The 23595-nt window shown below is 66.7% G+C and carries 23 protein-coding genes; 14 read left to right on the plus strand and 9 right to left on the minus strand.

The window, feature by feature from the left end:
* Positions 1 to 35: 35 nt before the first annotated feature.
* Positions 36 to 713 carry a GntR family transcriptional regulator gene (locus ACLIVD_RS31925; RefSeq protein ID WP_283331992.1) on the plus strand — a complete coding sequence of 226 codons (678 nt, stop codon included), beginning with the start codon at positions 36 to 38 and terminating at the stop codon, positions 711 to 713.
* A 63-nt stretch (positions 714 to 776) separates the two neighbouring features.
* On the opposite strand, the gene ACLIVD_RS31930 is transcribed toward ACLIVD_RS31925, so the two are convergent.
* A complete protein-coding gene (locus tag ACLIVD_RS31930; RefSeq protein ID WP_283351438.1) occupies positions 777 to 1964 on the minus strand; it encodes a serine hydrolase domain-containing protein in 1188 nt (395 codons plus the stop codon).
* Positions 1965 to 2189: 225 nt separating this feature from the next.
* Here ACLIVD_RS31930 and ACLIVD_RS31935 point away from each other — a divergent pair, with 225 nt between their 5' ends.
* The 5 genes from ACLIVD_RS31935 to ACLIVD_RS31955 all read left to right on the plus strand — a co-directional run bounded on the left by ACLIVD_RS31935 (position 2190) and on the right by ACLIVD_RS31955 (position 6707).
* On the plus strand, positions 2190 to 2705 hold the full coding sequence (locus ACLIVD_RS31935; RefSeq protein ID WP_283331994.1) for a YlcI/YnfO family protein: 516 nt from the start codon (positions 2190 to 2192) through the stop codon (positions 2703 to 2705).
* Between the two features lie 73 nt (positions 2706 to 2778).
* Positions 2779 to 3624 carry a DUF4097 family beta strand repeat-containing protein gene (locus ACLIVD_RS31940; protein ID WP_491931239.1) on the plus strand — a complete coding sequence of 282 codons (846 nt, stop codon included), beginning with the start codon at positions 2779 to 2781 and terminating at the stop codon, positions 3622 to 3624.
* Positions 3625 to 3654: 30 nt separating this feature from the next.
* A complete protein-coding gene (locus ACLIVD_RS31945) occupies positions 3655 to 4611 on the plus strand; it encodes an ATP-binding cassette domain-containing protein (protein ID WP_283351436.1) in 957 nt (318 codons plus the stop codon).
* Positions 4608 to 5438 carry an ABC transporter permease gene (locus ACLIVD_RS31950; RefSeq protein WP_280781331.1) on the plus strand — a complete coding sequence of 277 codons (831 nt, stop codon included), beginning with the start codon at positions 4608 to 4610 and terminating at the stop codon, positions 5436 to 5438. Before ACLIVD_RS31945 ends, ACLIVD_RS31950 begins: the two co-directional genes overlap by 4 nt.
* Positions 5439 to 5480: 42 nt before the next feature.
* A complete protein-coding gene (locus ACLIVD_RS31955; RefSeq protein WP_491931240.1) occupies positions 5481 to 6707 on the plus strand; it encodes a cytochrome P450 in 1227 nt (408 codons plus the stop codon).
* Here the strand turns inward: ACLIVD_RS31955 and ACLIVD_RS31960 are convergent.
* Positions 6682 to 7500 carry an alpha/beta fold hydrolase gene (locus ACLIVD_RS31960; protein ID WP_491931241.1) on the minus strand — a complete coding sequence of 273 codons (819 nt, stop codon included), beginning with the start codon at positions 7498 to 7500 and terminating at the stop codon, positions 6682 to 6684. The two genes, ACLIVD_RS31955 and ACLIVD_RS31960, sit on opposite strands and share 26 nt — an antisense overlap.
* 77 nt (positions 7501 to 7577) lie before the next feature.
* Between ACLIVD_RS31960 and ACLIVD_RS31965 the strand changes: the two genes are divergently transcribed.
* Both ACLIVD_RS31965 and ACLIVD_RS31970 read left to right on the plus strand, forming a co-directional pair.
* Positions 7578 to 8489 carry an amidohydrolase family protein gene (locus ACLIVD_RS31965; protein ID WP_491931242.1) on the plus strand — a complete coding sequence of 304 codons (912 nt, stop codon included), beginning with the start codon at positions 7578 to 7580 and terminating at the stop codon, positions 8487 to 8489.
* 80 nt (positions 8490 to 8569) lie between these two features.
* Complete coding sequence (locus tag ACLIVD_RS31970; protein WP_491931243.1) at positions 8570 to 9460, plus strand: alpha/beta fold hydrolase; 891 nt, start codon at positions 8570 to 8572, stop codon at positions 9458 to 9460.
* A 9-nt stretch (positions 9461 to 9469) separates the two neighbouring features.
* Here the strand turns inward: ACLIVD_RS31970 and ACLIVD_RS31975 are convergent, their stop codons facing one another.
* From ACLIVD_RS31975 to ACLIVD_RS31990, 4 genes are all read right to left on the minus strand, one after another.
* Positions 9470 to 9922, minus strand: coding sequence for a hypothetical protein (locus ACLIVD_RS31975; protein ID WP_280781326.1), 453 nt, complete (start codon positions 9920 to 9922; stop codon positions 9470 to 9472).
* A 5-nt stretch (positions 9923 to 9927) separates the two neighbouring features.
* Complete coding sequence (locus ACLIVD_RS31980) at positions 9928 to 11874, minus strand: primary-amine oxidase (protein ID WP_477951121.1); 1947 nt, start codon at positions 11872 to 11874, stop codon at positions 9928 to 9930.
* Complete coding sequence (locus ACLIVD_RS31985) at positions 11871 to 13352, minus strand: APC family permease (protein ID WP_491931244.1); 1482 nt, start codon at positions 13350 to 13352, stop codon at positions 11871 to 11873. Before ACLIVD_RS31985 ends, ACLIVD_RS31980 begins: the two co-directional genes overlap by 4 nt.
* Before the next feature lie 169 nt (positions 13353 to 13521).
* Positions 13522 to 15027: an aldehyde dehydrogenase family protein gene (locus tag ACLIVD_RS31990; protein WP_283332001.1), complete on the minus strand. Its 1506-nt coding sequence runs from the start codon at positions 15025 to 15027 to the stop codon at positions 13522 to 13524.
* Between the two features lie 422 nt (positions 15028 to 15449).
* Here ACLIVD_RS31990 and ACLIVD_RS31995 point away from each other — a divergent pair, with 422 nt between their 5' ends.
* Together ACLIVD_RS31995 and ACLIVD_RS32000 are read left to right on the plus strand one after the other, a co-directional pair.
* A complete protein-coding gene (locus tag ACLIVD_RS31995) occupies positions 15450 to 16904 on the plus strand; it encodes an APC family permease (protein ID WP_280781322.1) in 1455 nt (484 codons plus the stop codon).
* Positions 16901 to 17656, plus strand: a complete 756-nt coding sequence (locus ACLIVD_RS32000) for an IclR family transcriptional regulator (protein WP_283351429.1) — start codon at positions 16901 to 16903, stop codon at positions 17654 to 17656. Before ACLIVD_RS31995 ends, ACLIVD_RS32000 begins: the two co-directional genes overlap by 4 nt.
* Positions 17657 to 17691: 35 nt before the next feature.
* On the opposite strand, the gene ACLIVD_RS32005 is transcribed toward ACLIVD_RS32000, so the two are convergent.
* Positions 17692 to 19050, minus strand: a complete 1359-nt coding sequence (locus ACLIVD_RS32005) for an LLM class flavin-dependent oxidoreductase (RefSeq protein WP_317569021.1) — start codon at positions 19048 to 19050, stop codon at positions 17692 to 17694.
* A gap of 222 nt (positions 19051 to 19272) precedes the next feature.
* Between ACLIVD_RS32005 and ACLIVD_RS32010 the strand changes: the two genes are divergently transcribed.
* The 3 genes from ACLIVD_RS32010 (at position 19273) to ACLIVD_RS32020 (ending at position 21747) form a co-directional block, all read left to right on the plus strand.
* Entirely contained in the window at positions 19273 to 20130 is an 858-nt protein-coding gene (locus ACLIVD_RS32010) for an SGNH/GDSL hydrolase family protein (RefSeq protein ID WP_491932944.1), read from the plus strand.
* 84 nt (positions 20131 to 20214) lie between these two features.
* Complete coding sequence (locus ACLIVD_RS32015) at positions 20215 to 21198, plus strand: ABC transporter substrate-binding protein (protein ID WP_491931245.1); 984 nt, start codon at positions 20215 to 20217, stop codon at positions 21196 to 21198.
* 243 nt (positions 21199 to 21441) lie between these two features.
* Positions 21442 to 21747, plus strand: coding sequence for a WhiB family transcriptional regulator (locus ACLIVD_RS32020; RefSeq protein WP_491931246.1), 306 nt, complete (start codon positions 21442 to 21444; stop codon positions 21745 to 21747).
* Positions 21748 to 21768: 21 nt separating this feature from the next.
* Here the strand turns inward: ACLIVD_RS32020 and ACLIVD_RS32025 are convergent, their stop codons facing one another.
* Positions 21769 to 22311, minus strand: a complete 543-nt coding sequence (locus ACLIVD_RS32025; protein ID WP_283351426.1) for a PadR family transcriptional regulator — start codon at positions 22309 to 22311, stop codon at positions 21769 to 21771.
* 46 nt (positions 22312 to 22357) lie between these two features.
* Between ACLIVD_RS32025 and ACLIVD_RS32030 the strand changes: the two genes are divergently transcribed.
* Positions 22358 to 22924 (plus strand): peptide deformylase, encoded by a 567-nt coding sequence (locus tag ACLIVD_RS32030; RefSeq protein WP_491931247.1) that lies wholly within the window; start codon positions 22358 to 22360, stop codon positions 22922 to 22924.
* A gap of 82 nt (positions 22925 to 23006) precedes the next feature.
* On the opposite strand, the gene ACLIVD_RS32035 is transcribed toward ACLIVD_RS32030, so the two are convergent.
* A complete protein-coding gene (locus ACLIVD_RS32035; RefSeq protein WP_283332009.1) occupies positions 23007 to 23309 on the minus strand; it encodes a hypothetical protein in 303 nt (100 codons plus the stop codon).
* Between the last annotated feature and the right edge of the window lie 286 nt (positions 23310 to 23595).

Raw genomic sequence — 23595 nt, forward strand, 5'->3', positions numbered from 1 at the left:
GCGCCCCTCGTGCGGTTTATATTTGAGCTGTGGTAATGACCAAGCGCGCCGAAACGTCCCTGTTGACCGACCAGGTCTACGAGACGATGCACGAGGCGATCATGAACGGCGATCTGCCTGCAGGCTCCCGCCTGCGCATTCGCGACATCGCCGCGCAGGTCGGGACGAGCGTGATGCCCGTGCGCGAGGCGATCCGGCGGCTCGAGGAAGCCGGTCTGGCCGAGCGCGTCCCCCACAAGGGCGCGGTCGTGAAGGGCTTGACCTTGGCCGAACTGGTCCACGTCTACGACGTGCGACGGTTGCTCGAAGTGGAAGCCGCACGATTGGGCGCCCAGCAGATCAGCCCGGCGGACGTCGACCGGATGCACGCCGAGTACGAACTCATGCAGACCGCCATCGCCGAACGCCGGGTGGTGGCGCTGCTCGATCACGACGAGGCGCTGTTGACGATTCTCTACGAAGCATCAGCGAACCCCGTGCTGGTCGACTCCATCCGTACCCTGTGGCAGCACTGCCGTGCCTACAAGATCGTCGGTGCGCAGGGCACCCTCGACACGCCGGGGGACGACTCGTTGTGGAGGTACCAGGAACGTCTCGTCGAGGCCGCCCGCAAGGGCGACGCCGACGCTGCGGCCGCCGTCAACAACGAGTCGTTGATCAACGCGACGTCGCGGATCAGGGTGCAGCTCGCCGCCCAAGAGGATGCCGGTTAGCCCGTAGCGACAACGGTTTTCGCGGACCCGCCGGGTGCAATCCGTCCACCTCCACGGTGAGCGTCAGGGCACCTTCGGCGGGTTGTCGGGGAAGAGGAGGGCGCCGATCTCCTTGCCGATCGGCACCGTGTTATTGGCGTTGGCATTGGCCGTCGGTCCGAGCGTGGCGTAGACGACGATCGTGGTCTTCGACTCCGTCTCGTAGAGGGCGATGCCGTTGTAGCCCCCGAACGCCGGGTTCATGAGCAGCCAACTGCCCAGGTGAACGGTTCCGAATGCGAAGTACTTGTCCGCAGTCAGCGGGCCCAGCCCGGCGGTCTTGTCCGCCATCATCTCCGTGAACGCCGTGTCGGACAGGAGTTCGCCGGTGCCGAGCGCACGAACCCACCGCGCGACTTCGGCCACCGTCGAGTTCATGTTGCCGCTGTTGAGGAACGCCGTGGGATTCCAGAACGTGGAGTCCTCGAAGACGCCACGTTCGTTGGTATAGCCGTGCAGGATCGGTTCACTCATCTGAGGTGTCAGCACCACGCTGCTCGCGTCCATCCCCAGCGGCGTGAAGATCCGCTCCTTCAGGAGGTCTCCCAACGGCTTTCCCGCCGCCTTCTCGAGTACCACACCGAGCAGGCACAGGTCGCTGTGCGCGTAGGCAAAACTGGTCCCCGGTTCGAACAGCGGCGGGCGGGCGTTCGCCAAGTCGAAGATCTCCTGAGACGTAAAGCCTTTGATCGGATTTGCGTAGAAGATCTTCAGGAAATCGGGGTTGGTCACGTAGTCCGAAATGCCGGTGGTGCTGTTGGCGAGCATCCGCGGGGTGATCTTGTCGGCTCGCGGAAAGTCGGGCACCCACTTGGCGATCGGCTCGTCCAGGATCAGCGTTCCGGCCTCGCCCAGCTGCAACAGAATTGTCGACAGCATCGGTTCCATCGGCTGGCCGACTCGCAATTGCATGTCACGCGTCGCGGGAACGCCGAGCGGAGACTCCCCCACCGCCCCGGCGGCGATCTCCTCGTCGCCGCGCCACACACCGAATACGGCGCCGCTGAGATCGAGCTCCGTCAGCTTGTCGCGAACGATAGCGGCGATCTTGTCGGCGTTGGGATCATCGGTGTCCGCGACGTCGGGACCGTTTTCCGCTGATTGCTGTTCGCCGCTGCGACCGTCCGATCCGCACGAAACGGTGGCGAGGGCAAGAACGATGCTGAGCGCGGTGGCCGTTCGACGCAGCCGGCTACGAGTCGACAAGCTCATGGGGTCGATCCCTTCGTACGCAGAGGTCGAGTGGGAGTCGCTGCTCACTGGGATTCTAGGCGCAGACCGTCGTTGCCCAGGGAGGTTCCGGCCGTTATCCGATCGGCTGGTCGAGCGGCAACAACCAGCACTTTTCATCCGAGAACGGCCAGGTGGTGCCATGTGGCACCACATTTGAGCCACTAAACCCTTGCCGTGGTGCCATTGCTGTGCCACGATGGCACCATGGATTTGACACCGTATGTGAGCAACCTCGGACGTGAATTCGCCACCCTCGCCGAAGCCGGCGGTGACGAATCCCGTGCGTTGGTCGAGCGCCTGACCGGGTCGCTCGAGTCTGCGATCCGGATGACGTTGCTGGACGCACTGTCCGCCGCCACGGACGAGATCACCCAAGATCTGGCCCCGGGATCGGTGGAGCTGCGCCTGCGCGGACGCGACCCGAACTTCGTCGTGACCGCACGGCCCGCCGAGCCGATCGAAGACGCGACCGAGGACGATGCCGCACCGGCGGACGGCGGCACACCGATCGCCGAGGACGGCCCGACCGCGCGGATCAACGTGCGCCTCCCCGAACAGCTCAAGGCCGCGGTCGAGGAGGCCGCAGCCAAGGAGGGGCGCTCGGTCAACGCCTGGCTGGTCCGCGCGGCCTCGACCGCGCTGCAGCAACCGGACCGCGTCCAGCACGCCCAGCAGCGCGGCAAACAGACCAAGCAGAGCCTCACCGGCTGGGTGCGCTAGCCGCACCGCCTCACCTCACACCACGTCCCCGACCTGCGGGGATGTTTCACCAACTCATCCCGAGGGGACAGCTATGCCCAATTTCGATACACCCGAACCGATTTCCGTCACGCTCGAACTCGGCGTCGGCAATGTGCGGATCACCGCGAGCGACCGCACCGGCACCACCGTCGACGTGCGCCCGAGCGACGCATCCGATGAGTCCGACGTGCAGGCCGCCCAGCGGGTCCGCGTCGACTACGCGAACGGCGTGCTCCAGGTCATGGGACCGAAAGCGCGCGTACTCGACTTCTCCCGCAAGTCCAGGTCGGTGGAGGTGTCCATCGACCTGCCCAGCGGTTCGCAGGTTTCCGGCGAGGTGCAGGTGGGAGACCTCAGCGGCACGGGCCGGCTCGGGCAGTGCCGGTTCAAGACCTCCACCGGGAACGTCCGGCTCGAGCAGACCGGTCCGTTGCGTGTGGACACCGCGGCCGGTCACGTCACCGCGGACGGCGTCGCGGGCAACGCCGAGATCCGCACCGGCTCCGGGAAGGTCCGCATCGGCGAGATCGAAGGCTCCGCAATCGTCAAGAACTCCAACGGTGACACCGCGATCGCCGCGGTCACCGGCGACGTCCACGTGCGCTCGGCGAACGGCGACATCTCCGTCGACCGGGCCGGCGCGAGTGTCGAGTCGAAGACGTCCAACGGCAGCATTCGCCTCGGCGAGGTGGCCCGCGGTTCGGTCGAGCTCGGGACCGCGATGGGCGACCTGGAGATCGGCATCGCCGAAGGCACCGCCGCCTGGCTGGAGGTGAACACCAAGTTCGGGCAGGTACGCAATCTGCTGGACAACACCACCCGGCCCGAGGCGTCCGACGAGACCGTCGAGGTCCGCGCGCACACCTCGTTCGGCGGCATCACGATCCGTCGTTCCTGATCCACTTCTGGACCTCGAGAAAGGGAAACCATGACCACTAGGCAATCTCAGCCGGCCATCGCGGTGACCGGGTTACGCAAGTCGTTCGGCGACCACGTCGTGCTCGACGGCATCGATCTGACCGTCCCGCAGGGAACGGTCTTCTCCCTGCTCGGCGCGAACGGCGCCGGGAAGACCACCACGGTCAACATCCTGTCCACCTTGATCAGCGCCGATGCCGGTTACGCCCGAGTCGCCGGCCACGACCTCACCCGCGAATCCGACGCGGTGCGCGCCGCAATCGGTGTCACCGGCCAGTTCTCGGCGGTGGACAACCTGCTCACCGGTAAGGAGAACCTGCTGCTGATGGCGGATCTGCACCACCTCGCCCGCAGCGACGGCCGGCGGCGCGCCGCCCAGCTGCTCGAACGGTTCGACCTGGTCGACGCGGCCTCGAAGCCGGTCTCGACCTACTCCGGAGGCATGCGGCGGCGGCTCGACCTCGCGATGACCCTGGTCGGCAGCCCGCGCGTGATCTTCCTCGACGAGCCGACCACCGGCCTGGACCCACGCAGCCGCCGGGCAATGTGGCAGATCGTCCGGGACCTGGTGGCCACCGGCGTCACCATCTTCCTGACCACCCAGTACCTGGAGGAAGCCGACGAACTGTCCGACCGGATCGCGGTCCTCGACCACGGCCGCCTGGTCGCCGAGGGAACCGCGGACGAGCTCAAGCGCCGCATCCCTGGGAGCCACGTCCGCCTGCAGTTCGCCGACCCACGCGGCCTCGAAGCGGCCGAGCGCGTCCTCGACCAGGTCTCGCGCGACCCCGACGCACTTGCCCTCCGCGTGCCCAGCGACGGCGGCCTCCGCTCGCTCAAGACCCTGATCGACCGGCTCGACGACGAGGCCATCGAGGTCGACGAGCTGTCCGTGCACACCCCCGATCTCGACGACGTCTTCCTCGCCCTCACCGGCAACCCCCACAACGAGAAGGTGACCTCATGAGCGCCCCCGCCCCCACTCTCGCCGGGCCGGCCCCGGCGGACCTCCGGTTCCACCCGCTGCGCGACTCGGCCACGATGCTGCGCCGCAACCTCAATCACATGCTGCGGTACCCGTCGATGACCGTGACTCTCGTCGGAATGCCGGTCGTCTTCCTGCTGCTGTTCGTCTACGTGTTCGGCGGGACGTTGGGCGCAGGGCTGGGCGGGGTGTCCGGCGGGCGCGCCGAGTACGTCAACTACGTTGTGCCCGCGATCATCCTGATGACCGTGACGGCCGCGGTGCAAGGGACAGCGATCTCGGTCGCGATGGACATGACCGAGGGCATCATCGCCCGGTTCCGCACCATGCACATCGCACGCGTCTCGGTGCTGACCGGACACGTGCTGGGCAGCGTGATCCAGGCGATGCTCAGCGTCGCGATCGTGATCGGCGTGGCACTGCTGGTCGGCTTCCGGCCCACCGCGGGGGTGGGCGCGTGGCTGGCCACCGTCGGCTTCCTGGTGGTGGTGACGTTCGCGCTCGTCTGGCTCTCCGTCGCGCTCGGCCAGGTGAGCAAGACCGTCGAGGCCGCGAGCAATGTGGGTATGCCGCTGGTTCTGCTGCCCTTCCTCGGCAGTGGGTTCGTCCCCACCGACTCCATGCCTGCCGGATTGCGCTGGTTCGCGGAGTACCAGCCGTTCACCCCGATCATCGAAACCCTGCGCGGCCTGCTGATGGGTACCCCGATCGGGAACAACGCATGGATCGCGCTCGGCTGGTGCGCCGTCATCGCCCTCGGCGGATACCTCTGGTCGAAAAGGCTTTTCAACCGCGAGTACTCGCGGTAGCGGCACGGCCCCGCAACTGATACTGCCACGAAAGGACATCCGATGAGTAACACGGTCGCCGTCCCGTACGGCCTCCCCATGGAACGCGATGCGGGCCCCTTCGACCCGCCCCGGCAGATCACCCGGCTGCGCGAGACTCGTCCCGTCAGTCCCATGGTCTTCCCCGACGGTCACGAGGGCTGGCTCGTCACCGGCTACGACGCGGTCCGCCGGCTCATGGCCGACACCCGGTTCAGCTCCCGCCAGGACATCGGCATTCTCCACGTGCCGTACGAGACCCCCGGCATGCCCACCGCCACCGAGCCGTCCCCGCAGATGCCGGGCGTGTTCATCGCCATGGACCCGCCGGACCACACCCGGATGCGGCGCACACTCACCGGCGCCTTCACCGTCAAACGCATGAAGCAGCTCGAAGACCACATCATCGACGTGGCCGAGCGGCAACTGGACGAGATGGCGCGCCTGACCCCGCCGGTCGACCTGGTCAAAGAGTTCGCGCTGCCGGTGCCCTCGCTGGTGATCTGCGAACTGCTCGGTGTCCCCTACGCGGACCGGGACACCTTCCAGGTCAACTCCGCCAAGTTCCTGATCAAGGACCAGCCGCTCGACGAGAAGATGGCCGCGTACGGCGCACTGAGCACGTACCTGGCCGAACTGGTCACGCACAAGCGCGCCGCCCCCGGAGACGACATACTGTCCGATCTGGCCCGCGATGACGACCTCACCATCGAGGAGCTGACCGGCGCCGCCTTCCTGCTGCTGCTCGCCGGCCACGAGACCACCGCCAACATGCTCGCGCTGGGCACCTTCGCGCTGCTGGAGAACCCCGAGCAGCTGGCGGAACTGCGCGCCGACCCCGACCTCCTCCCCGATGCCGTCGAGGAACTCCTGCGCTACCTGTCCGTCGCCGACATCTTCTATCGCTACGCCACCGAGGACATCGAACTCGGCGGCGAAACAATCGGCGAGGGATCGACGGTCGTCGTCTCGTTGCTGGCCGCCAACCGCGACCCCCAGCGCTTCGACAACCCCGACACCCTCGACATCCGCCGCAAGGCCCGCGGTCACCTGTCCCTGGGCCACGGCGTCCATCTGTGCCTGGGCCAGCAACTGGCCCGCCTCGAGATGCGCGCCGGATTCGAGGGACTGCTGCGCCGCTTCCCGACCCTGGGGCTCGCCATCCCCGCCGGCAACGTGAAACTCAGGACCGACATGAACATCTACGGCGTCCACGAACTGCCGGTCACCTGGACGGAAGCGTCCCGGTAGAACCATCGGCCGGGCGCGTCAGTCGATCCAACCAGTCGCCGAACAGCGCGGCAAGTAGTTCGGGCCGCTCGTGCATGAGTGCATGACCGACGTCCTCGACGACGGCCAGGGTGGCGTGCGGGTAGCGCTCGAGCAATTCGGCCGCGTCGGTGTACCCGACGACCGAATCGCGGCGGCCCGCCACGATCAACGTCGGCCCCGGGAACGCACTCGATCCGACGTCGACCGTCCACCCGGCGAAGATGCGCCCGAGAGCGTCCTCGTCGACGAGCGTCGTACCCGGCAGAACATGGTCGCGGTAGCGGCGAGCGGTGGGCGGCGTGCGCACGACGAAGTACTCGTCGAACCCCGCCCTCTGCGCACGTTCGAGTTCGTCGTAGGCATCGGCGTCCTGGCGAACCACGGCGTGATCGGGCACGTGTCGTGACCGCTCGGTGACCGGACACAACAATGCCAGGCCGCGCACCGTGTCCGGTCGCTGTGCGGCCACCCCGCGTGCCAGGTAGGCGCCGTAGGAATGTCCGACCAGCATCACCGGGCCCGCGCCCAGGCTGTGGATGAAGTCACCGATCAGCCTCACCACATCGTCGTTGCTGGTCAGGCCGTCGGCTGTCGACAGGCCCATCCCCGGCAGGTCCGGGTAGATCCGTCGGTATCCCGTGCCGGGAACGACGGCCTCGATTGCCGCCTCGATCTCACGATGATCGACGCCGGCGCCGTGCAGAGCCACGAGCGGCACGCCGGTGCCGTGCTCGACGTAATGGACCAGGGCTTCGTCGATCCGGCGTTCCATGTCGACACCTTAACGATCCACGCGACCACAGGAGCCGCGCTCGACCAATTGCCCGATCCCCCGTCGACGGCTGAAATATGCTGCGTGAGGTGGACATTGTCGATGCTCATCATCATTTCATCAACCTGCCCGACCTCGAGTACCCGTGGATCGACAGTCGCCCACCCGCGCTCACCGCCTTGCTGCCGAACTACTACGACGCTGCGCACCGGTACCTGCCGCACGACTATCGGGCACAAGTCGAGGGGACGCCCGTCACGGCCTCGGTCGCGTGCGAGTTCGGTGCTGCAGACGGAGTCGCGGAGGCCATCTGGGTTCAGCATTGCGCCGACCGCGTCGGTGTTCCGAACGCCTTCATCGCGGCCGTGCAGCTCGATTCAGGCGATCTGACAGGCGTTCTCGCGCAATACCGGGATCTCCCGGTGGTCCGGGCTGTGCGTCAGCCGCTGTACTGGGCGGCCGACCCGATCAAGCGCCTGGGTGCGCGCGGCGACTACCTGTCAGACCCGGCCTGGTTGCATGGATTCGAGCAGGTCGCCGATGCGGGGCTGGTGTGGGATCTGCTCGTCTACGACGAGCAGTTACCCGCCACGCACGAACTCATCGCCGCGTTTCCCGACACCACGTTCGTGCTGGAGGCGGCCGGTTGGCCGGTCGATCTCACTGCCCAGGGCTTCGCCCGGTGGGAAGAACGCCTCACGGCGGTGAGTCAGTTTCCGAACGTCGTCCTCAAGTTGCAGGGAATCGCCCTCATTTTCGGAACATCCCTGGAGGCGATCGGTCGGTGGGTCCGGACGGCCCTCAGCATCTTCGGCGCCGGGCGATGCATGTTCGCCTCGCATTACCCGATCGACCATCTGCTGTGGGATACCGAAACCATGGTGTCCACCGTCCAGGCAGCACTCGGCGACTTGTCACCGTCAGAACAAGCGCGCTTCTTCGGCGAAACCGCACGACGGGTGTACCGCCTGCACGCCGGTGACGCCTAGTATGAGGGAGATCGGAGTACCTGCAGTTTCGACGCCGCCAATCCACTTTCGGCGTCCGGCCCACACTGTGAGGAGTCCACGTGACGCGAGAGGGCAGTATCCGGGTCGGCGACCGGACCATCACGTATCTCGAAGCAGGCGACCCGGGCGGACCGCTCGTGCTGCACAACCACGGCGGACCCTCGAGCCGGCTGGAGGCCGAACTGTTCGATTCGCATGCGAAGGCCAATGGACTGAGATTCGTGTGCGCGGACAGGCCGGGCATAGGCGGGTCCGATCCTCAACCGGGCCGCACCTTCGAAGGCTGGACCGATGACCTCCTGCTGCTGGCCGACTCCTTCGGCGCACAACGATTCGCGGTGACCGGCTGGTCCGAGGGTGGACCGTGGGCACTGGCGGCCGCCGCGTATCTGGACCCCGCGCGCCTGGCCGATGTCGTGTGCATCGCCGGTGGCAATTACGGAACCTTCGGATCGAACTGGGCCGCGAAGTATCTCAGCAGCGTCGACGCGCTGGGTGGCCGCCTGGCACTTCACTTCCACCCCGGTTTCACACTCATGTACGACGTGCTCGGTATCAGTGCCACCCACTTCGCGGATCGCTACGCGAAGGCGATCACGCAGTCGGCGTGCACCGCGGACCGGGAGGTGCTGGCTGACGAGAAGGTCCTCGACGCGTTCCTGAGGGCAGGGCGCGAGTGCTTTCGACATGGCGCGGACGGACTCGTCGTCGACGCCACGATGCTCTACAAGGCCTGGCCGTTCGACATGACGAAAGTGACGCGCCCCGTGCACTTCTGGCAGGGCAGCGCGGACACCCTGGTGCCCGAGATCATCAACAAGACGGTAGCGGACAAGACCCCGGGCGCCGTCTGGCACCCGATCAGCGGTGGTGGTCATTTCATTGCCGTCAGTCACGCGAACGACATTCTCGCACTGGTATCGAACGATCTTGCGCCAGTGCAAAACTGACCCTCCAGGTCAGGCCGGGATTTCTCGGGCGTCGAACCGAGTCTGATAGAACAGCACCGTCACGGCGACGATCGCTTCGAGTGCGGCCGTCGCGAGTGCCGCCGCCATCGGAGTCGACATCGAATGACCCATCGGAGCCGACGCCGCTGCGTGCATCGCGTGCCCGTGGTGACCGCCACCGGACCCGGGACTCATCACGGTGACGTGCAACGCGATCATGCCGACGTTCATCAGCGCGACGAGACCCCAATCCCGGTGTGAACCACGCATCCACAGGTGCCGGGCGCAGTACAGGCATCCGAAGATCATCGCGGCGGTCACCATGCCGACCATCGGCGACGACGTCGCATGCTCACCGAGCGACGCGGCGTGGAGCGCTGCCGCGGCAACCGCGAGGGCCGCGGCCGCCCGCCGCAACCAATGACTGGCGCGGCGGGCGATCGGAGAGAAGACGGCGGACACGACTTCTAGCCTTCGCAGCAGTGCGTCGCGGTGCTCGCCGGCACGTCGAGCGCGGGGTTGCGGTCGAAGAATCCGACCGGCTTCAGCGTGAACCCGGCATAGTCGACCGGCATGACCGGCCAGTCCTCGGGCCGGGGGAAGTGCGTCAGCCCGAACGTGTGCCACAGCACCAGGTCTTCGCCCTCGATGTCCCGGTTGCCCGCCACGAACGTCGGCAGACCGGCCTGGCCCGGGTGCTGGTTGACGAAGTCGCCTGCGGGATAACGCTCGGACTCGTCGTATTGCGTGACCCACAGGTGCTTGGTCGCGAACGCGGCACGGGAGGCGATCGAACTGGACGGATCCGCCAGGAGCACCGGCTGACCTTCGGGGTGCAGCGCGTACCCGACGTCCTGCCCCAGCCGGTTCTGCTTGGTGGGATTGGTGATGTGCCAGACCCGGGCCTTGAGGTTGTCGGCGGTGCGTTGCCCCTCGGATTCGGTGGTCAGCTTGGTCTTCTGGCAGCGGAAGGCATTGCCCCACGGGTTCTCCGGACCCATCGGGACGGGCACGGCATCCACTTCCTCGACGGTGTTCACATTGCCGTCGACGGCCATGTCGAGCCGGGCGGAGAAGAGGTGCTGGTGGAACGGGGCGCCGAGCCCGGGCGCCATCTGGGTGGAGAATCCGTCGGCACCGCGGTAGGCGGAGGTGAAGACGATTCCGGTGGCCTTCGCCTCGAGTTCGATGGTGCCGTCGAGGTAGAGGTACCAGTAGAAGCCGTAGTCGTAGTTGCCGATGGTGAGGAAGAACGAGATGACGAGGCGGCGCGAGCGGCGGGTCTCGGTCATGCCGTTGAACATGTCCGTGTGCTTCCACAGGACGCCGTAATCCTCCTCGTGGAGGCAGATCGCGTTCTTCATGACGCGCGGGTCACCGGACTCGTCGGCGATCGTGACGTCGAAGTACTGGATCTCGCCGAGGCAGTCGCAGCCGAGTTCGAGCGAGTTGGTGTACCGGCCGAACAGGTACTCGCCCTGGTCGAAGTAGTTCTGCCAGTACCGGACCGGGGACGGATCGGCGTAGGGAACCACCATCTCGGCGATCGAGGCACGATAGATCACGGGACGTTCCACTCCCCCGTCGTCGAACGAGAGCTGGTGCAGCGTCAGACCTTCGCGCACGTCGAAACCGAAGCGGAACTTCCAGTCGGCCCAGGTGATCTCGTTGCCGTCGACGGAGAAGCTTGCTCCTTCGGGTTGGGTGATCTCGATCGGCTTGAGGTCGGTGCGGGTGGGTGTGGCGTGCGGTTCGGCGTTCCATTCGCCGCGCTCGGCTGGGACGGGTAGCTCGATCTCGTCGACCACCTTCACGACGCGACGCTCGGTGAGGTCGACGTAGGCTACGACCCCGTCGATGGGGTGAGCCCACGGCAGGTCCGCCTTGTCCTCCTGGTGGAAGGCGAGGACGCGGACGATGCGGTGCCCGACCTCGTCCTCGTGACCGAACACGCCCGCCGACAGGGGAACCGCCCGGACCTTCGACGGCTCGATGCCGCGCTTGGCCATCGCCGCGAGCCAGTCGGAGCTGCCGAGCAGGAACGCCTCGATGTCCTCGAACTCCTCGTCGAGGATCGGCACGTGGCCGTCGGTGGCGGAATCGACGGTGGCCCTGCTGATCACGCGGTTCTCCGTCACCGACACGACGAGGTCGGTGCCGATGCCGGTGGATCGGTCGAGCAGCAGGATCCGGGCGCGTCGCTCGATCGGGTCGCCCGGTGTGAACGCGAGGACCGTCGACTTGTGCGGCTCGGCGAGCGCGACGAAGACGAAGCGCACGTTCTCGCCGATCAGTCCCTCGTCGGTGAGGAGTGCCTTCGCCGAACGGATCTCGTCCGCAGACAACGGGGTGAGCGGATGATCCGGGGCGGCGGAACCGACGGTGGCCGGGGTCTCGGTGGTGGCGGTGCTCATCGTGCGATCTCCTTGTCGATGATGGTGTCGTGCTGCGGTAGAGCGGTGTCGTGGCGTGCGGCGTGGGGTCGGAGCACGGCGACGGCTGCTCCGCCGGCGAAGGTTCCGACGAGCAGGATCCCGATGACGGCGGCGAGAGTGCTCGACCCGCCGACGAGAAGGGGAAGGTTGGCGACGGTCATGATGAGAAGCCCGGCCAGGCCGACGAGGCCGAGCAGGGGTGCGATCACGGTGTTCCACACCCGCCGGTCCACCCGGGTCCGGCCGAAGTAGACGAGGACGGCCACGGAGGTCAGGGTCATCAGTGCAACGATGCCGACCGAGGACACACCGGCGAACCACGCGAACACCTCGGTCACCGGGTCGAGTCCGGCAACGGCGGACGCGACGATCAGGACGAGAGCCGATGCCGTCTGCACGACGGACGCGATGTACGGCGACGCGTGCTTGACGTGCGAGCGGCCGCATCCCGCGGGCAGGGCCGCACTGTTCCCGAGGGAGAAGATGTACCGGGACAGCACGTTGTGAAAGGACAGCAGGGCCGCGAACAGGCTCGTGATCAGGAAGATCTGGACCAGGTCGCCGGCGATCGCGCCCACGTAGCGGGTGGCGGTCTCGGTGATCATCCCTTCCGGATTCTCGGTCGCGATGGCCACGGCACCCTCGTCGCCCCACGCACTGACCATCGCCCAGCTCGACAGTGCGTAGAAGCCGCCGATGACCAGCAACGCCAGGTAGGTGGCCCGGGGGATGGTGCGGCCCGGGTCCCGGGCCTCGTCACGGAAGACGGCGGTGGCCTCGAATCCGATGTACCCGGCGATGGCGAAGATCAGTGCGATGCCGGGTGCTCCGGAGAAGAACTCGGCGGGGTGGAACGCCGCCGTCGAGAATCCTTCGTCGCCGCCGCCGCGGACGATGACGGCGGCGTCGATGACGAGGACGATTCCGACCTCGCAGACGAGTAGTACGCCGAGCACCTTGCCGGACAGGTCGATGTGCCGGTATCCGAGGATCGCGACCACGGCCGTCACGGCCAGGGCCCACACGTACCAGGGAAGTTCGGGGCCGCCGTGAGCGGTGACGAAATCGTTGACGGCGGCTCCGATGTATCCGTACACCGCGCCCTGGACGGCCGTGTAGGACAGCAGCGCGAGGAATGCGGAGCCGAGACCGGCATGCCGGCCCAGGCCCTGCGTGATGTAGGTGTAGAACGCGCCGGCGCCGGGGAGGTGCTTGGCCATCGCCGTGAATCCGACGGCGAAGAACAGCAGCACCACCGTGCAGACGATGTACGACGCGGGGTAGGCGGCGCCGTTGCCCGCTGCGATGCCCAGAGGGACGGTTCCGGCGATGACGGTCAACGGGGCCGCCGCTGCGACGACCATGAACACGATGGCACCCGGACCGAGGGTGCCTGCCAGTCTGCGAGGGGCGCGGTCGCTGACCGCACTCGAGTGCGTGGGGGCGTTGGTTGTCATGGTTTCCTTCGACTTTCACGAGGAGAGGGCCTGCGTGGAGGCTCCGCGGTGAGCTCTGGGACGAGCATGCGACTGCGGGTTGTCGGCGCAGTTGCCGCAGCGTCACAGTCCGTCGACAGCAAATGAGAACGCACGCAGGACGATTCTCATTCGGGTCCGGTCGAGGAATCTAGAGGGCGATGTTGACGGACTTGCTCTGGGTGTATTCGGCGATGGCGCCTTCACCGAGTTCGCGTCCCCACCCGGACTGCTTGTAGCCGCCGAACGGAAGCGCCGTGTCGAAGGCATTGTGGCAGTTCACCCACACCGTGCCCGCCTTGATCTCGGCGGCCACCTCATGGGCGCGGGACACGTCCCGGGTCCACACGCTGGCGGCGAGGCCGTAGGGGGTGTCGTTGGCGGCCGCGCGGACGCCTTCTTCCCGGTTGAACGGCACCGCCACCGCGACCGGTCCGAAGATCTCCTCCTGGTACACGCTGAAGTCACGGTTCACGTCGACCAGCAGGGTGGGCTCCACGTAGAAGCCGGTGTCGCCGTGCCGCTGCCCGCCGGAGAGCGCGCGAGCACCGTCGGCGAGTCCGGCGTCGATGTATCCGGTGACCTTGCCCAACTGCTCCTCGGAGATCAGCGGGCCGATGTCGTTGGTGGGGTCGAGTCCGGGTCCGATCTTCTGGGACTTCGCGAAATCGGCGACACCGGACGTGAATTCGTCGAAGATCCGGTCTTCGACGAGCAGGCGCGTTCCGGCCGTGCAGGCCTGGCCGTGGTTGAACAGGAAACCGCCGGCCACGCCCGGGATCGCGGCCTCGAGGTCGGCGTCGGAGAAGATCACCTGCGGGCTCTTGCCACCGAGTTCGAGGGACACCTTCTTCAGGTTCCCCGATGCGGCAGTGACGATCTTCTTTCCGACCTCGGTCGAACCGGTGAACGCGACCTTGTCGACGTCGTCGTGGCTCGACAGCGCCGCGCCGATGTCGCCGAAACCGGTGAGCACGTTGAACACGCCGTCGGGGACACCGGCCTCGGCGATCACCTCGGCGAGGAGCAGCGCGCTGAGCGGTGTCTGCTCGGCAGGCTTGAGGATCATGGTGTTCGCGCAGGTCAGCGCGGGTGCCACCTTGAACGCGGCCATCACCAGCGGGAAGTTCCACGGGATGATCTGTGCGCACACACCGACCGGTTCACGGGTGGTGAAGGCGTGGAATCGGGCTCCGGGCGCCCACGGCACCGACACGGGGATGGTGCGGCCTTCGATCTTGGTGGCCCAGCCAGCGTAGTAGAAGAAGATCTCCGCCGCCCACGTCACGTCGACGGCCTTTGCCACCGCTACGGACTTGCCGTTGTCGATCGACTCGAGCTGTGCGAACTGATCGGCCCGGGCCAGAATCCCCTCGCCGATCTTCCAGAGGATCCGCTGACGTGCCGCGGGGGTGAGCGAGCGCCACGGCCCGGACTCGAAAGCCCGCCGGGCCGCCGCTACCGCCCGGTCCACGTCTTCGATTCCGGCGTGCGGCACTGTCGTGATCACCTGTCCGGTGGCGGGATCGACCGTCTCGAACGTCCTGCCCGACGCGGAGTCCACCCATCGGCCGTCGACGAACATGCGCTTCGGCGACGAAACGAAGTCGACGACCCGGGGGTCGAGTCCGGCGGGGGTGTGAACGACTGCAGTCATCATGTCCTCTTCGATGGAGTGAACGAATCTGTGAATGAATCCGGCTTCTGCAGAACACTTTTGGCGGAAGTTTTCGCCTCGTCGTGCTGCGGCCCGAACCCACGATAAACCCCGAATGTGTCGCCGGTCACTACTAAATCCGGATGGGAATCAGCGACTGCGGCATTCTCATTCGACTTTTCCGGCCACGGCGGCGCCGATTCTCATTCCGGCTTTTCGGGTTGGTGCAGCTGATCCGCCGTGTGCGCCGGCGCAGGCTCCGGAATCGGGAACGAATTCTCCGGCCATTCTCATTCGAGGTGATCGAAAATTAATTCCGATCGGCGCATCGCGCTCGTCTGCTGCGCTAGCGTGCAACTCATGCAGCCCCGGGTTGATCACTCGCGCGGGGCCGGCCGGAAAGTGTGGAGAGCAGGTGCGTGGTGTCCGGTACACCGAGAATCAGAAGTAGATCACCGGTCGCCGGTCTCGAGCGAGCGCGTCTGAGTTTCGTCCAAGTGCTCGGGCAGTCCGTTTCCGCGGTCGCACCGTCGGCCGTGATGGTCACGCTGCCTGCTCTCGTCATACCCGACGCGGGCCGGGCGACCATTGCGGTGTTCGTCGCGGCGGCGATTCTGATGACGGCGGTCGGCTACTGCATCGGACAGTTCGCCACCCGGATGGTCGCCGTCAGCGGTCTCTACAGCTACATCGTGAAGGGACTTGGGGCGGTGCCCGGTTTCGGCGGGGGCTGGTCGCTGCTCGTCGGCTACGCGGCCGCGGCCATGGCGAGCACACTCGGTGCCGCGAGTTACCTCGCCGCGCTGCTCGGCCGAGTCGGGCTTCCGGCGGGGTCGCCCCTCATCGCGGTCCTCGCGGCGATCGTCGGACTGCTCGCCCTTCTCCTCATGGTCCGGGGCGTGCAATTGTCGGCGCGGATCATGCTCGCCATCGAGGTCTTCGCAATCGTGGCCGCCTCCGCCGCGCTGGTGGTCGCGTTCGTGCAATCGGTCCGCGAGGGCGCGACCCCGTCCGCGGGCGGCGCGAAGTCAGGATCCGCGGTCGGGTTCGCCGTGCTGCTCGCGATCACGTCGTTCGTCGGATTCGAGAGTGCGGGCACGGTGGCGCGGGAAGCCCGCAACCCGTTCGTCGCCGTCCCGCGCGCCATCCGGTGGACCCCCATCGCGCTGGGCGTTCTGTACGTGTTCGCGGCCGCCCTGCAGTTGCCGGAGCCGGTGCGGCAGGGAGTCGACTCGCTGCCGATCGTCCTCACGCTGCCCGACACGTCCGGCGCAGGTTCGTCGGCGCTGTCGATCGTCATGGAACTCGGCATCACCGCCTCCTGGTTCGCGTGCGTCCTCGGTTCGACGACGGCGCTGTCGCGCACCCTGTTCGCGATGGGCCGCGAAGGGGTGGTTCCGAGCGTGTTCGGCCGGACGCACCACCGGTTCCACACTCCGCACGTGGCATTGACGGCGGCGATGCCGGTCGTGGTCGCGGTGCCCGTCCTCTACCTGTTCGTCAGCGGTTCGAGCCGCGACGTCCTGATCGGACTCCTCGCCGTGTCCGCCCACGGCTACGTCCTCGCGTACGTCCTGCTGTGCGTCGCGACGCCGGCGTTCCTCCGGCGGATCGGCGAACTGACTCGACTTCCCCTGATCGTCGGCGTGCTGACGGCGACGGCGATGGTCGCCCTCGTCGGGTGGGCGGCGTTCTCGCGCACGTATGTCGCGGGCGCGGCGACCGCCGTCTACGTGCTTCTGATGCTTGTCGGCGCCGCGGTCTTCGCGATCCGCGCCAGGAGATCCCCCGGAATCGGAGAACGGATGGGTGTGTACGACGAGGCCGTGGCCGACGACCTGCTGGGCCGGTACCGCCCGTGGGAGGTCCGCCGGTGAGCCCCGACGACAGAGCCCTGTCGGGGCGGCAGCCGAAAGCCGTCACCAGCGCGCTGCGGGTGCTCGAGGAGGTGGCCCGCGCCGGCTCGGGTGTGACCGCGAAAGACATCGCGGCCCGCCTGTCGATGCCGTCGGCGACCACGTATCGACTGCTCAACATTCTCGTGGGCGAAGGCTATGTGGTGCGGCTCCCCGATCTGTCCGGGTTCGCGCTGGGCCAGAAGATCGGGATCCTCGTCGACGCCGCCGTCGTGCCCACCGTGTGTGCGGCGGCGCGTGAGGTTCTCGCCGAACTACGACTGTCGGTGCGCTTCGGGGTCCACCTGTTCTACTACACCAACGTCGCCGTCCGCACGGCCGACGCCGACCCCGAATACCCGCCGCCGGAGGACGAATCGTTTCTCAACCAGCACCTCTACGCGTGCGCAGTCGGCAAACTCCTTCTCGCGGAGAAGTCGGAACTCGAATCCGTGATTCCGCGTTGGGAGCCACGGGCGCTGACGGCCCGCACGATCGTCGCGCGGAGCGAACTCCTCGCGAATCTGGACCTGATCCGAAGCCAGGGCTTCGCCACCCAACTCGCCGAGCTCCGGGACGCGTCGGCCTGCGTGGCCGTCCCCGTCCGGTCCGGAACGGGGTCGCTCGTCGGCAGTCTGGCCCTGTCGGGACACGTCGATCACGGACACCTCATGCTGCGCCACGTCCCGTCGCTGCGGGAACATGCGGAGCGGCTGGCCCCGCTGATGGCCTAGCGCTCAGATCCCACCCGGCGAGGTAGCCGCCGACGTCAGGCGCCGACGGCCACTCCGCGCGGTGCGGGAGTGAGACTCGCGCCGCCCAGACCGAGGTGGTCACGCAGGGTGCTTCCGGTGTAGTCGGTGCGGAAGAGTCCACGCCTCTGCAACTCGGGAACGACGAGGTCGACGAAGTCGTCGAACGTTCCCGGCGCCTGGGCCGCCGACAGGATGTACCCGTCCGCCTCCCCGCCGAGGAATCCTTCCTCGATCTGATCGGCGATCTGCGACGCCGTCCCGACGAACTGCGGCAGCAGCACACCCTGGGCATACAGCTTGCCGATGTCGCGCAACGTGAGGTCGTCCTCGACGCTGAGCCGGCGCGCGACGTCGAACAACCCCTGGGTGCCCGGCACGACGACATCCTCGATCGGGGCGTCGAGGTCGTACTGCGAGAAGTCGTGATCGGTGTGCACCGACAACGTGATCAGGCCGGAGATGGGGTCGGCGAGTTCGTTGTGGAACGCCTGCTTCTCCCGCGCGATCGACTCGGTCTCCCCGACGAACGGCACGAACGACGGGAAGATCTTGATGTCGTCGGGGTTGCGCCCGAAGTTCGATGCACGCGACTTCACGTCGTCGTAGTAGGCCTTACGGCCCTCACTCGTCGGGTCGATCTCGAAGATCGCCTCGGCCCAGCGGGCAGCGAAGTCCTTACCGACCGAGGAGGACCCGGCCTGGATGATCACGGGTCGGCTCTGCGGTGAGTGCGGCACCGTCAACGGTCCGCGCGTCTTGAACCACTCGCCCTCGTGGTCGATGGTGCGCACCTTGTCGGGATCGGCGAACACACCCGACGCCTTGTCCTGCACCAGGGCGTCACGATCCCAGCTCCCCCAGAGCTTGAATGCGACCTCGAGGAATTCCTGGGCGCGGTCGTACCGCTCGTCGTGACCGAGGTGGTTCTCGATGCCGAAGTTCTGGGCCTCCGCCTGATTGAGCGAGGTGACGACGTTCCAGCCCGCCCGGCCTCGGGACAGGTGGTCGAGGGTGGCGAAGATCCGCGCCACCTCGTACGGGTGGAAGTAGGTGGTGGACTTGGTGATCGCCAGACCGATCTTCTCGGTTACGTTGGCCAGGCCCGCCGCCACCAGCGAGGGGTCGATGGTCGCCGACGCCTGCGTTCCACTGCTCAGGGGGACACGGATGTCGTTGCCGTATCGAACGGGTGTGGCGAGGAGATCGGCGAAGAACAGGAAGTCGAACTTTCCGCGTTCGAGTGTCTGCGCCACGCGCCGGTAGTAATCGGGTCCGAGGTAGTCGGTCTCCGACGCCGGGTCCCGCCACGCGGCGTGGGAGTGGGTGACGTGCGAGGCGATGAGGAAGCCGGCGAGGTGTAGTTCACGAGACATGGTGTGGCTCCTTGATCGTCGGAAGTCTTAGTTCAGCCTTCAACAACGCGGCGATGGATGTCACCGATTGGACTCAGCGTGACGCGAAGTCCGCGACTTGCGCAGACTCGCATGGAGCCGAGTCCGTCGAAGTCAGGTCGATATCCGGTGCGCGGAAATATGATGAGTGATGACGAAAAACCCGCCGGTCCCCCACCATCCGGTCGTCCTCGAAGCCTTCCCGTGAAGTCGGCGCTGTCGGCGGTCCTCGCCGGGTGCGTGGTGGCGCTCGCACTCCCGTGGTCGCATGTCGCCATTGCCGACGCCGCGCCGGACTCCGCCATCCGGTACGTCGCGTTAGGTGACTCGCGAGCCACCGGGTCTCTACTCGATCCGTTGTCGATCCGAGACGGGTGTTTCCGCACAGCCGACGCGTACCCGCAGATCGTCGCCGACACCCTGCACGCGGAATCGTACGTCAGCAGGGCGTGCGCGGCAGCAAAGACCGAAAACATCACGGAAACACCACAATTCACCATCACCGGACCGCAACCACCGCAGATCGGGGCACTCCGGCCGGACACGACGTTCGTCACCGTCAGCATCGGGGGAAACGACATCGCGTGGTCATCGTTGGTGGAGCCCTGCTACACGCTCGCCCCGGGGCTCGACGCGACCTGTCGCTCCGACGCCACCACGGCCCGGCGCATGAACGACGCTCTCACCGTGCTCGGCCCGAAGGTGTCCGCCACCCTGGCTGCGATCACCGAGAAGGCCCCCGCTGCGACCGTGCTGCTGGTGGGGCACGGCGGCATCTTCGGCGACCGCGGTTGCTGGCCCTATATCCCCACGAGCGATGCCGACGCCGCCTTCGTGGTGCAGTTCTTCGTGAGTATGAACAGCGTTCTCGCCGGCGCGGCACGGAGTAACGGCGCGTACTTCGTCGACGTGGCCGCCGCCGCGGTGGGGCACGACGCGTGCGCTGGATCCGATCTACGGTGGTTCGAAGGCCTCGTCCCCCGATCGTTCACGATGCCCCTGCACCCCACGCACGACGGACTGAGGGCGATGGCATCGCTCGTCGTCGCGGCCCGTCCATGACCTGCATCGCGGAATCCGGCTTGCGCCATTCCCCGGAGCGGTTAGCCTGCCCTTACAACGTCGTGGCGAGGTGAGGAGTGACGGATGCGGGTTGCAGGGATCATGGCGGCGGTTCTCTTGGTCGGAACGGTGGTCGCCGGGTGCGCGTCATCCGAGACGGACTCACCCGCGACCTCCGCGAGCAGTGATGCCTTCCCCGTGACCACGACGGGCGCGCTGGGGTCGGCGACGATCGACGAGCGCCCGGACCGCGTCGTCGCGTTGAGCTGGACCGACGCCGACATTCTGCTGTCGCTCGGCGTGACTCCGGTCGCAATCGGGAAGGCGCCGAACGAGTCGGGCGTGCAGCCGTGGACGGCGGATAGTCTCGGGGACGCCCACCCGGCCATTCTCCAGGGTGTCAACACCAATGTCTCGGTCGAAGAAGTCGCCGCACAGGCTCCTGATCTCATCGTCGCCACCAAGTCATTCGGGCTCGACAATCAATACAGCCAACTCTCGGAACTGGCTCCCGTCGTGCACTATGCCGACACCCCCTCGGCCGAGACCTGGCAGGACGCGACGCAGACGATCGCCGCCGCGCTCGGTATCTCCTCGCAGGGAGACGACGTGGTGGCGCAGACCGAATCGGCTATCGACGACGCCGCCGCCGCCCACCCCGCCCTCGACGGCAAGACCTACACCTTCTTCGTGGGACCGCAGCCCGACTCGACGTACGTCGTCAATTCGACCGACGACGCCGGAGCGAAGTTCCTCGACCAACTGGGTTTGGCGCTGACCCCGTTCGCCACGGCGCAACCTGTCAGCAATATCCCCGGGCGTGCCCAGATCAGCACTGAACTGCTCGCCGACACCGATGCCGATCTCATCCTGGCGACGAGTTCCAATGGCGCGTTGGAGAGTGTGGAACAGCAGCCGGCATTCCAGTCGCTCGGCGCTGTCGAGCGCGGCGCATACGTGCCGCTGGCACCGACGCAGGCACAGTCCATCGCCTTCCCCTCACCGCCCAGCCTCGATTGGGCCCTGGACCAGGTGGTTCCGCTCCTCGACTCCGCCGTGCAACGTTAAGGACCTCGGAAGTTTCTCCCGACACACTCGTCAATCCGTCCGCAAGCACGTCGATGCACCGCCGCACTACTGGACATCCGACCCAGTGGCGCAGTCGTGTGGTCGTCCGGTATACCCTTAAACAGGCCGTCCGGTTTGTTAACGGGATAGCTCGTAACCGATACCGACGCTCACACGAAGAACATCGATATCTGTTTCCCGACACGTGGTTCTGTTCCACGTTCCGGGAACGGAAGGACCGCAGTGCTGTTGGCAGAAACGTCACGAACACCGGCCCCCGCGGCCGCGCCCCACCCCGAGGACTGGCGCGAGCTGGCCTCATGCCGCGGAGTCGCATCGTCGGTGTTCTTCTCCCCCGACGGCGAACGCGGTCATGCGCGAGCCCGTCGCGAAGCGAACGCCCAGCAGATCTGCCAGGACTGTCCTGTGCTCGCCCAGTGCCGCGACCACGCCCTGGCCGAGGACGAACCGTACGGAATCTGGGGCGGGATGACCGAAGCCGACCGCAGGCGGCACGCCCGCCGACTCCGCTCCGACAGCCGCCGTTGACCGGTTCCTCCCCTCCGCGGATCACCGTGCCTCCAGCTTGTCGATGTCGGCGAGCACTTTCTTGTGCCAGGCGATCTCGGTCTGGATGCGCATCTTGGCGTGGGCGACGATGAGATCGTCCGCCGCACTCTGGTCGGGCCATCGACGATCGAGCTGGTGATCGAACTGCAGCTCGCGTGCCGCGAGGACCGCGATGCGGTCCTCGACGTAGCCGCGAAGTACCTCTCGGTCGAGATCCGCGCTCACAGCCAGGGCGAGGTCGACGGGGTCCGGTTTGAGTTCGAACTCGGTGAACGCCTCGTCACGAAGCGCTCGAAGCTCCCTGGCGCCTTCCGCCGTGATCTCGTACACGGTTCTGGCGGGCAGCGCACCGTCCTGCTCTGTTCGCAACGGCCGGATCAGACCCTCGTCCGCGAGCCGATGCAACGCACCGTAGAGCGACCCGGGCTTCACCTGTGACCACAATTCGGCTCGATCCAGACGCGCGTCGCGACGCAGCTGGTGACCGTGCATGGGTCCCCGCTTGGCGAGAGCGCCGAGGACGAACAGCCGCGTGGGATTCATGCCATCAGTTCTACCGGAGTACTCATATTTGAGTACTCTCTTTCGAATGGCTATTCGACCGATCCTCATTGCCGGAGACACCAGACTGACCACACCAGCGGTGCCGGTCACCGCGTTCGACAGCGCACTCGCCGCCTTCGTCGACGACCTCTACGAGACCAACACCGCAGCTCACGGGGCCGGCCTGGCCGCCAACCAAGTCGGAGACCCGAGAGCGATCTTCGTGTACGACCTGATCGACGACACCCGACGGCATCGAGGGCACGTCATCAATCCGGTACTCGAGACTTCACCTCTGCCCGAGACCATGCCCGACCCGGACGACCTCGAGGGATGCCTCTCCGTTCCGGGCGAGCGTTACCCGACGGGCCGGGCCGACTGGGCGCGAGTGGTCGGCGTGGACATCGACAACAACCCGATCTCCGTCGAGGGCACCGGTTACCTGGCCCGCTGCCTGCAGCACGAAACCGACCATCTCGCCGGGCATCTCTACCTCGACCGGCTCGTCGGACGCAATCACCGGGCCGCCCGCAAGATGATCAAACGGCGTCAGTGGACCGGCCCCGGCAACACGTGGGTACCCGGGGCGGACCGTGATCCTTTCGGTTGGTGACAGGCATGCCGTCCGTCACGAGGTCGATGGACTTCAGCGCCGCGGCGGCGATGGGCACGATCCGGCCGGGCGCCGAGGCCGGCTAGAACCCACCGTGGCCGCCGAAGTGACCGAAGTGACCGAAGCCGCCGAATTCGCCGAACCCGCCGTGGAAGGGCCCCACATCCTCGCGTCCGGGCCCGATAGGCCCGGTCGTTCCCGGCCAGCCCCACGGGAAACCCGAATCCGGAAGGTCCGTCACAGGACCCGCATCCGGCACGACGCGGGCGACAGGAGTAGCCACCCCATCGGGTACTGTTGCGGCGGAAGCAGTTCCGGCACCGAGGGCGACCAGGGGTGCGATTGCGGCTACGGCGACCGCCGCGCGGAGTGCGAACTTGCTCATTGTTCTCACCTTCATTTTCTTTCTGTGCCGCACCGACTTGTGCGGTGCAGGTGATGGGTTGATGATCGAACGACCATTGATGTAAATCGTCGTGGAAACGGGGCCCGGCGTCGCCACTGCCAGCAGGAGCTTCCGGATGCCACCAGCGCCAATCTCGGTCTTCCAGGTAGCTGCAATTCCATGACCGCTCGATGTATGCGAGGCCGCCTCACGGCGTGTCGGGCCCGGCGCCGATGACGTATTCTCGAAGTCGGTCACTTCGACGGTGATCGCGCGCTTTTCTTTT

It is taken from the genome of Rhodococcus sp. G6(2025) (assembly GCF_058628105.1).

Coding starts and splice junctions, on each gene's coding strand:
- ACLIVD_RS31925 (WP_283331992.1), top strand. CDS start 36: ATGACCAAGCGCGCCGAAACGTCCCTGTTGACCGACCAGGTCTACGAG.
- ACLIVD_RS31930 (WP_283351438.1), bottom strand. CDS start 1,964: ATGAGCTTGTCGACTCGTAGCCGGCTGCGTCGAACGGCCACCGCGCTC.
- ACLIVD_RS31935 (WP_283331994.1), top strand. CDS start 2,190: ATGGATTTGACACCGTATGTGAGCAACCTCGGACGTGAATTCGCCACC.
- ACLIVD_RS31940 (WP_491931239.1), top strand. CDS start 2,779: ATGCCCAATTTCGATACACCCGAACCGATTTCCGTCACGCTCGAACTC.
- ACLIVD_RS31945 (WP_283351436.1), top strand. CDS start 3,655: ATGACCACTAGGCAATCTCAGCCGGCCATCGCGGTGACCGGGTTACGC.
- ACLIVD_RS31950 (WP_280781331.1), top strand. CDS start 4,608: ATGAGCGCCCCCGCCCCCACTCTCGCCGGGCCGGCCCCGGCGGACCTC.
- ACLIVD_RS31955 (WP_491931240.1), top strand. CDS start 5,481: ATGAGTAACACGGTCGCCGTCCCGTACGGCCTCCCCATGGAACGCGAT.
- ACLIVD_RS31960 (WP_491931241.1), bottom strand. CDS start 7,500: ATGGAACGCCGGATCGACGAAGCCCTGGTCCATTACGTCGAGCACGGC.
- ACLIVD_RS31965 (WP_491931242.1), top strand. CDS start 7,578: ATGCTGCGTGAGGTGGACATTGTCGATGCTCATCATCATTTCATCAAC.
- ACLIVD_RS31980 (WP_477951121.1), bottom strand. CDS start 11,874: ATGAGCACCGCCACCACCGAGACCCCGGCCACCGTCGGTTCCGCCGCC.
- ACLIVD_RS31985 (WP_491931244.1), bottom strand. CDS start 13,352: ATGACAACCAACGCCCCCACGCACTCGAGTGCGGTCAGCGACCGCGCC.
- ACLIVD_RS31990 (WP_283332001.1), bottom strand. CDS start 15,027: ATGACTGCAGTCGTTCACACCCCCGCCGGACTCGACCCCCGGGTCGTC.
- ACLIVD_RS32005 (WP_317569021.1), bottom strand. CDS start 19,050: ATGTCTCGTGAACTACACCTCGCCGGCTTCCTCATCGCCTCGCACGTC.
- ACLIVD_RS32015 (WP_491931245.1), top strand. CDS start 20,215: ATGCGGGTTGCAGGGATCATGGCGGCGGTTCTCTTGGTCGGAACGGTG.
- ACLIVD_RS32025 (WP_283351426.1), bottom strand. CDS start 22,311: ATGAATCCCACGCGGCTGTTCGTCCTCGGCGCTCTCGCCAAGCGGGGA.
- ACLIVD_RS32030 (WP_491931247.1), top strand. CDS start 22,358: ATGGCTATTCGACCGATCCTCATTGCCGGAGACACCAGACTGACCACA.
- ACLIVD_RS32035 (WP_283332009.1), bottom strand. CDS start 23,309: ATGAGCAAGTTCGCACTCCGCGCGGCGGTCGCCGTAGCCGCAATCGCA.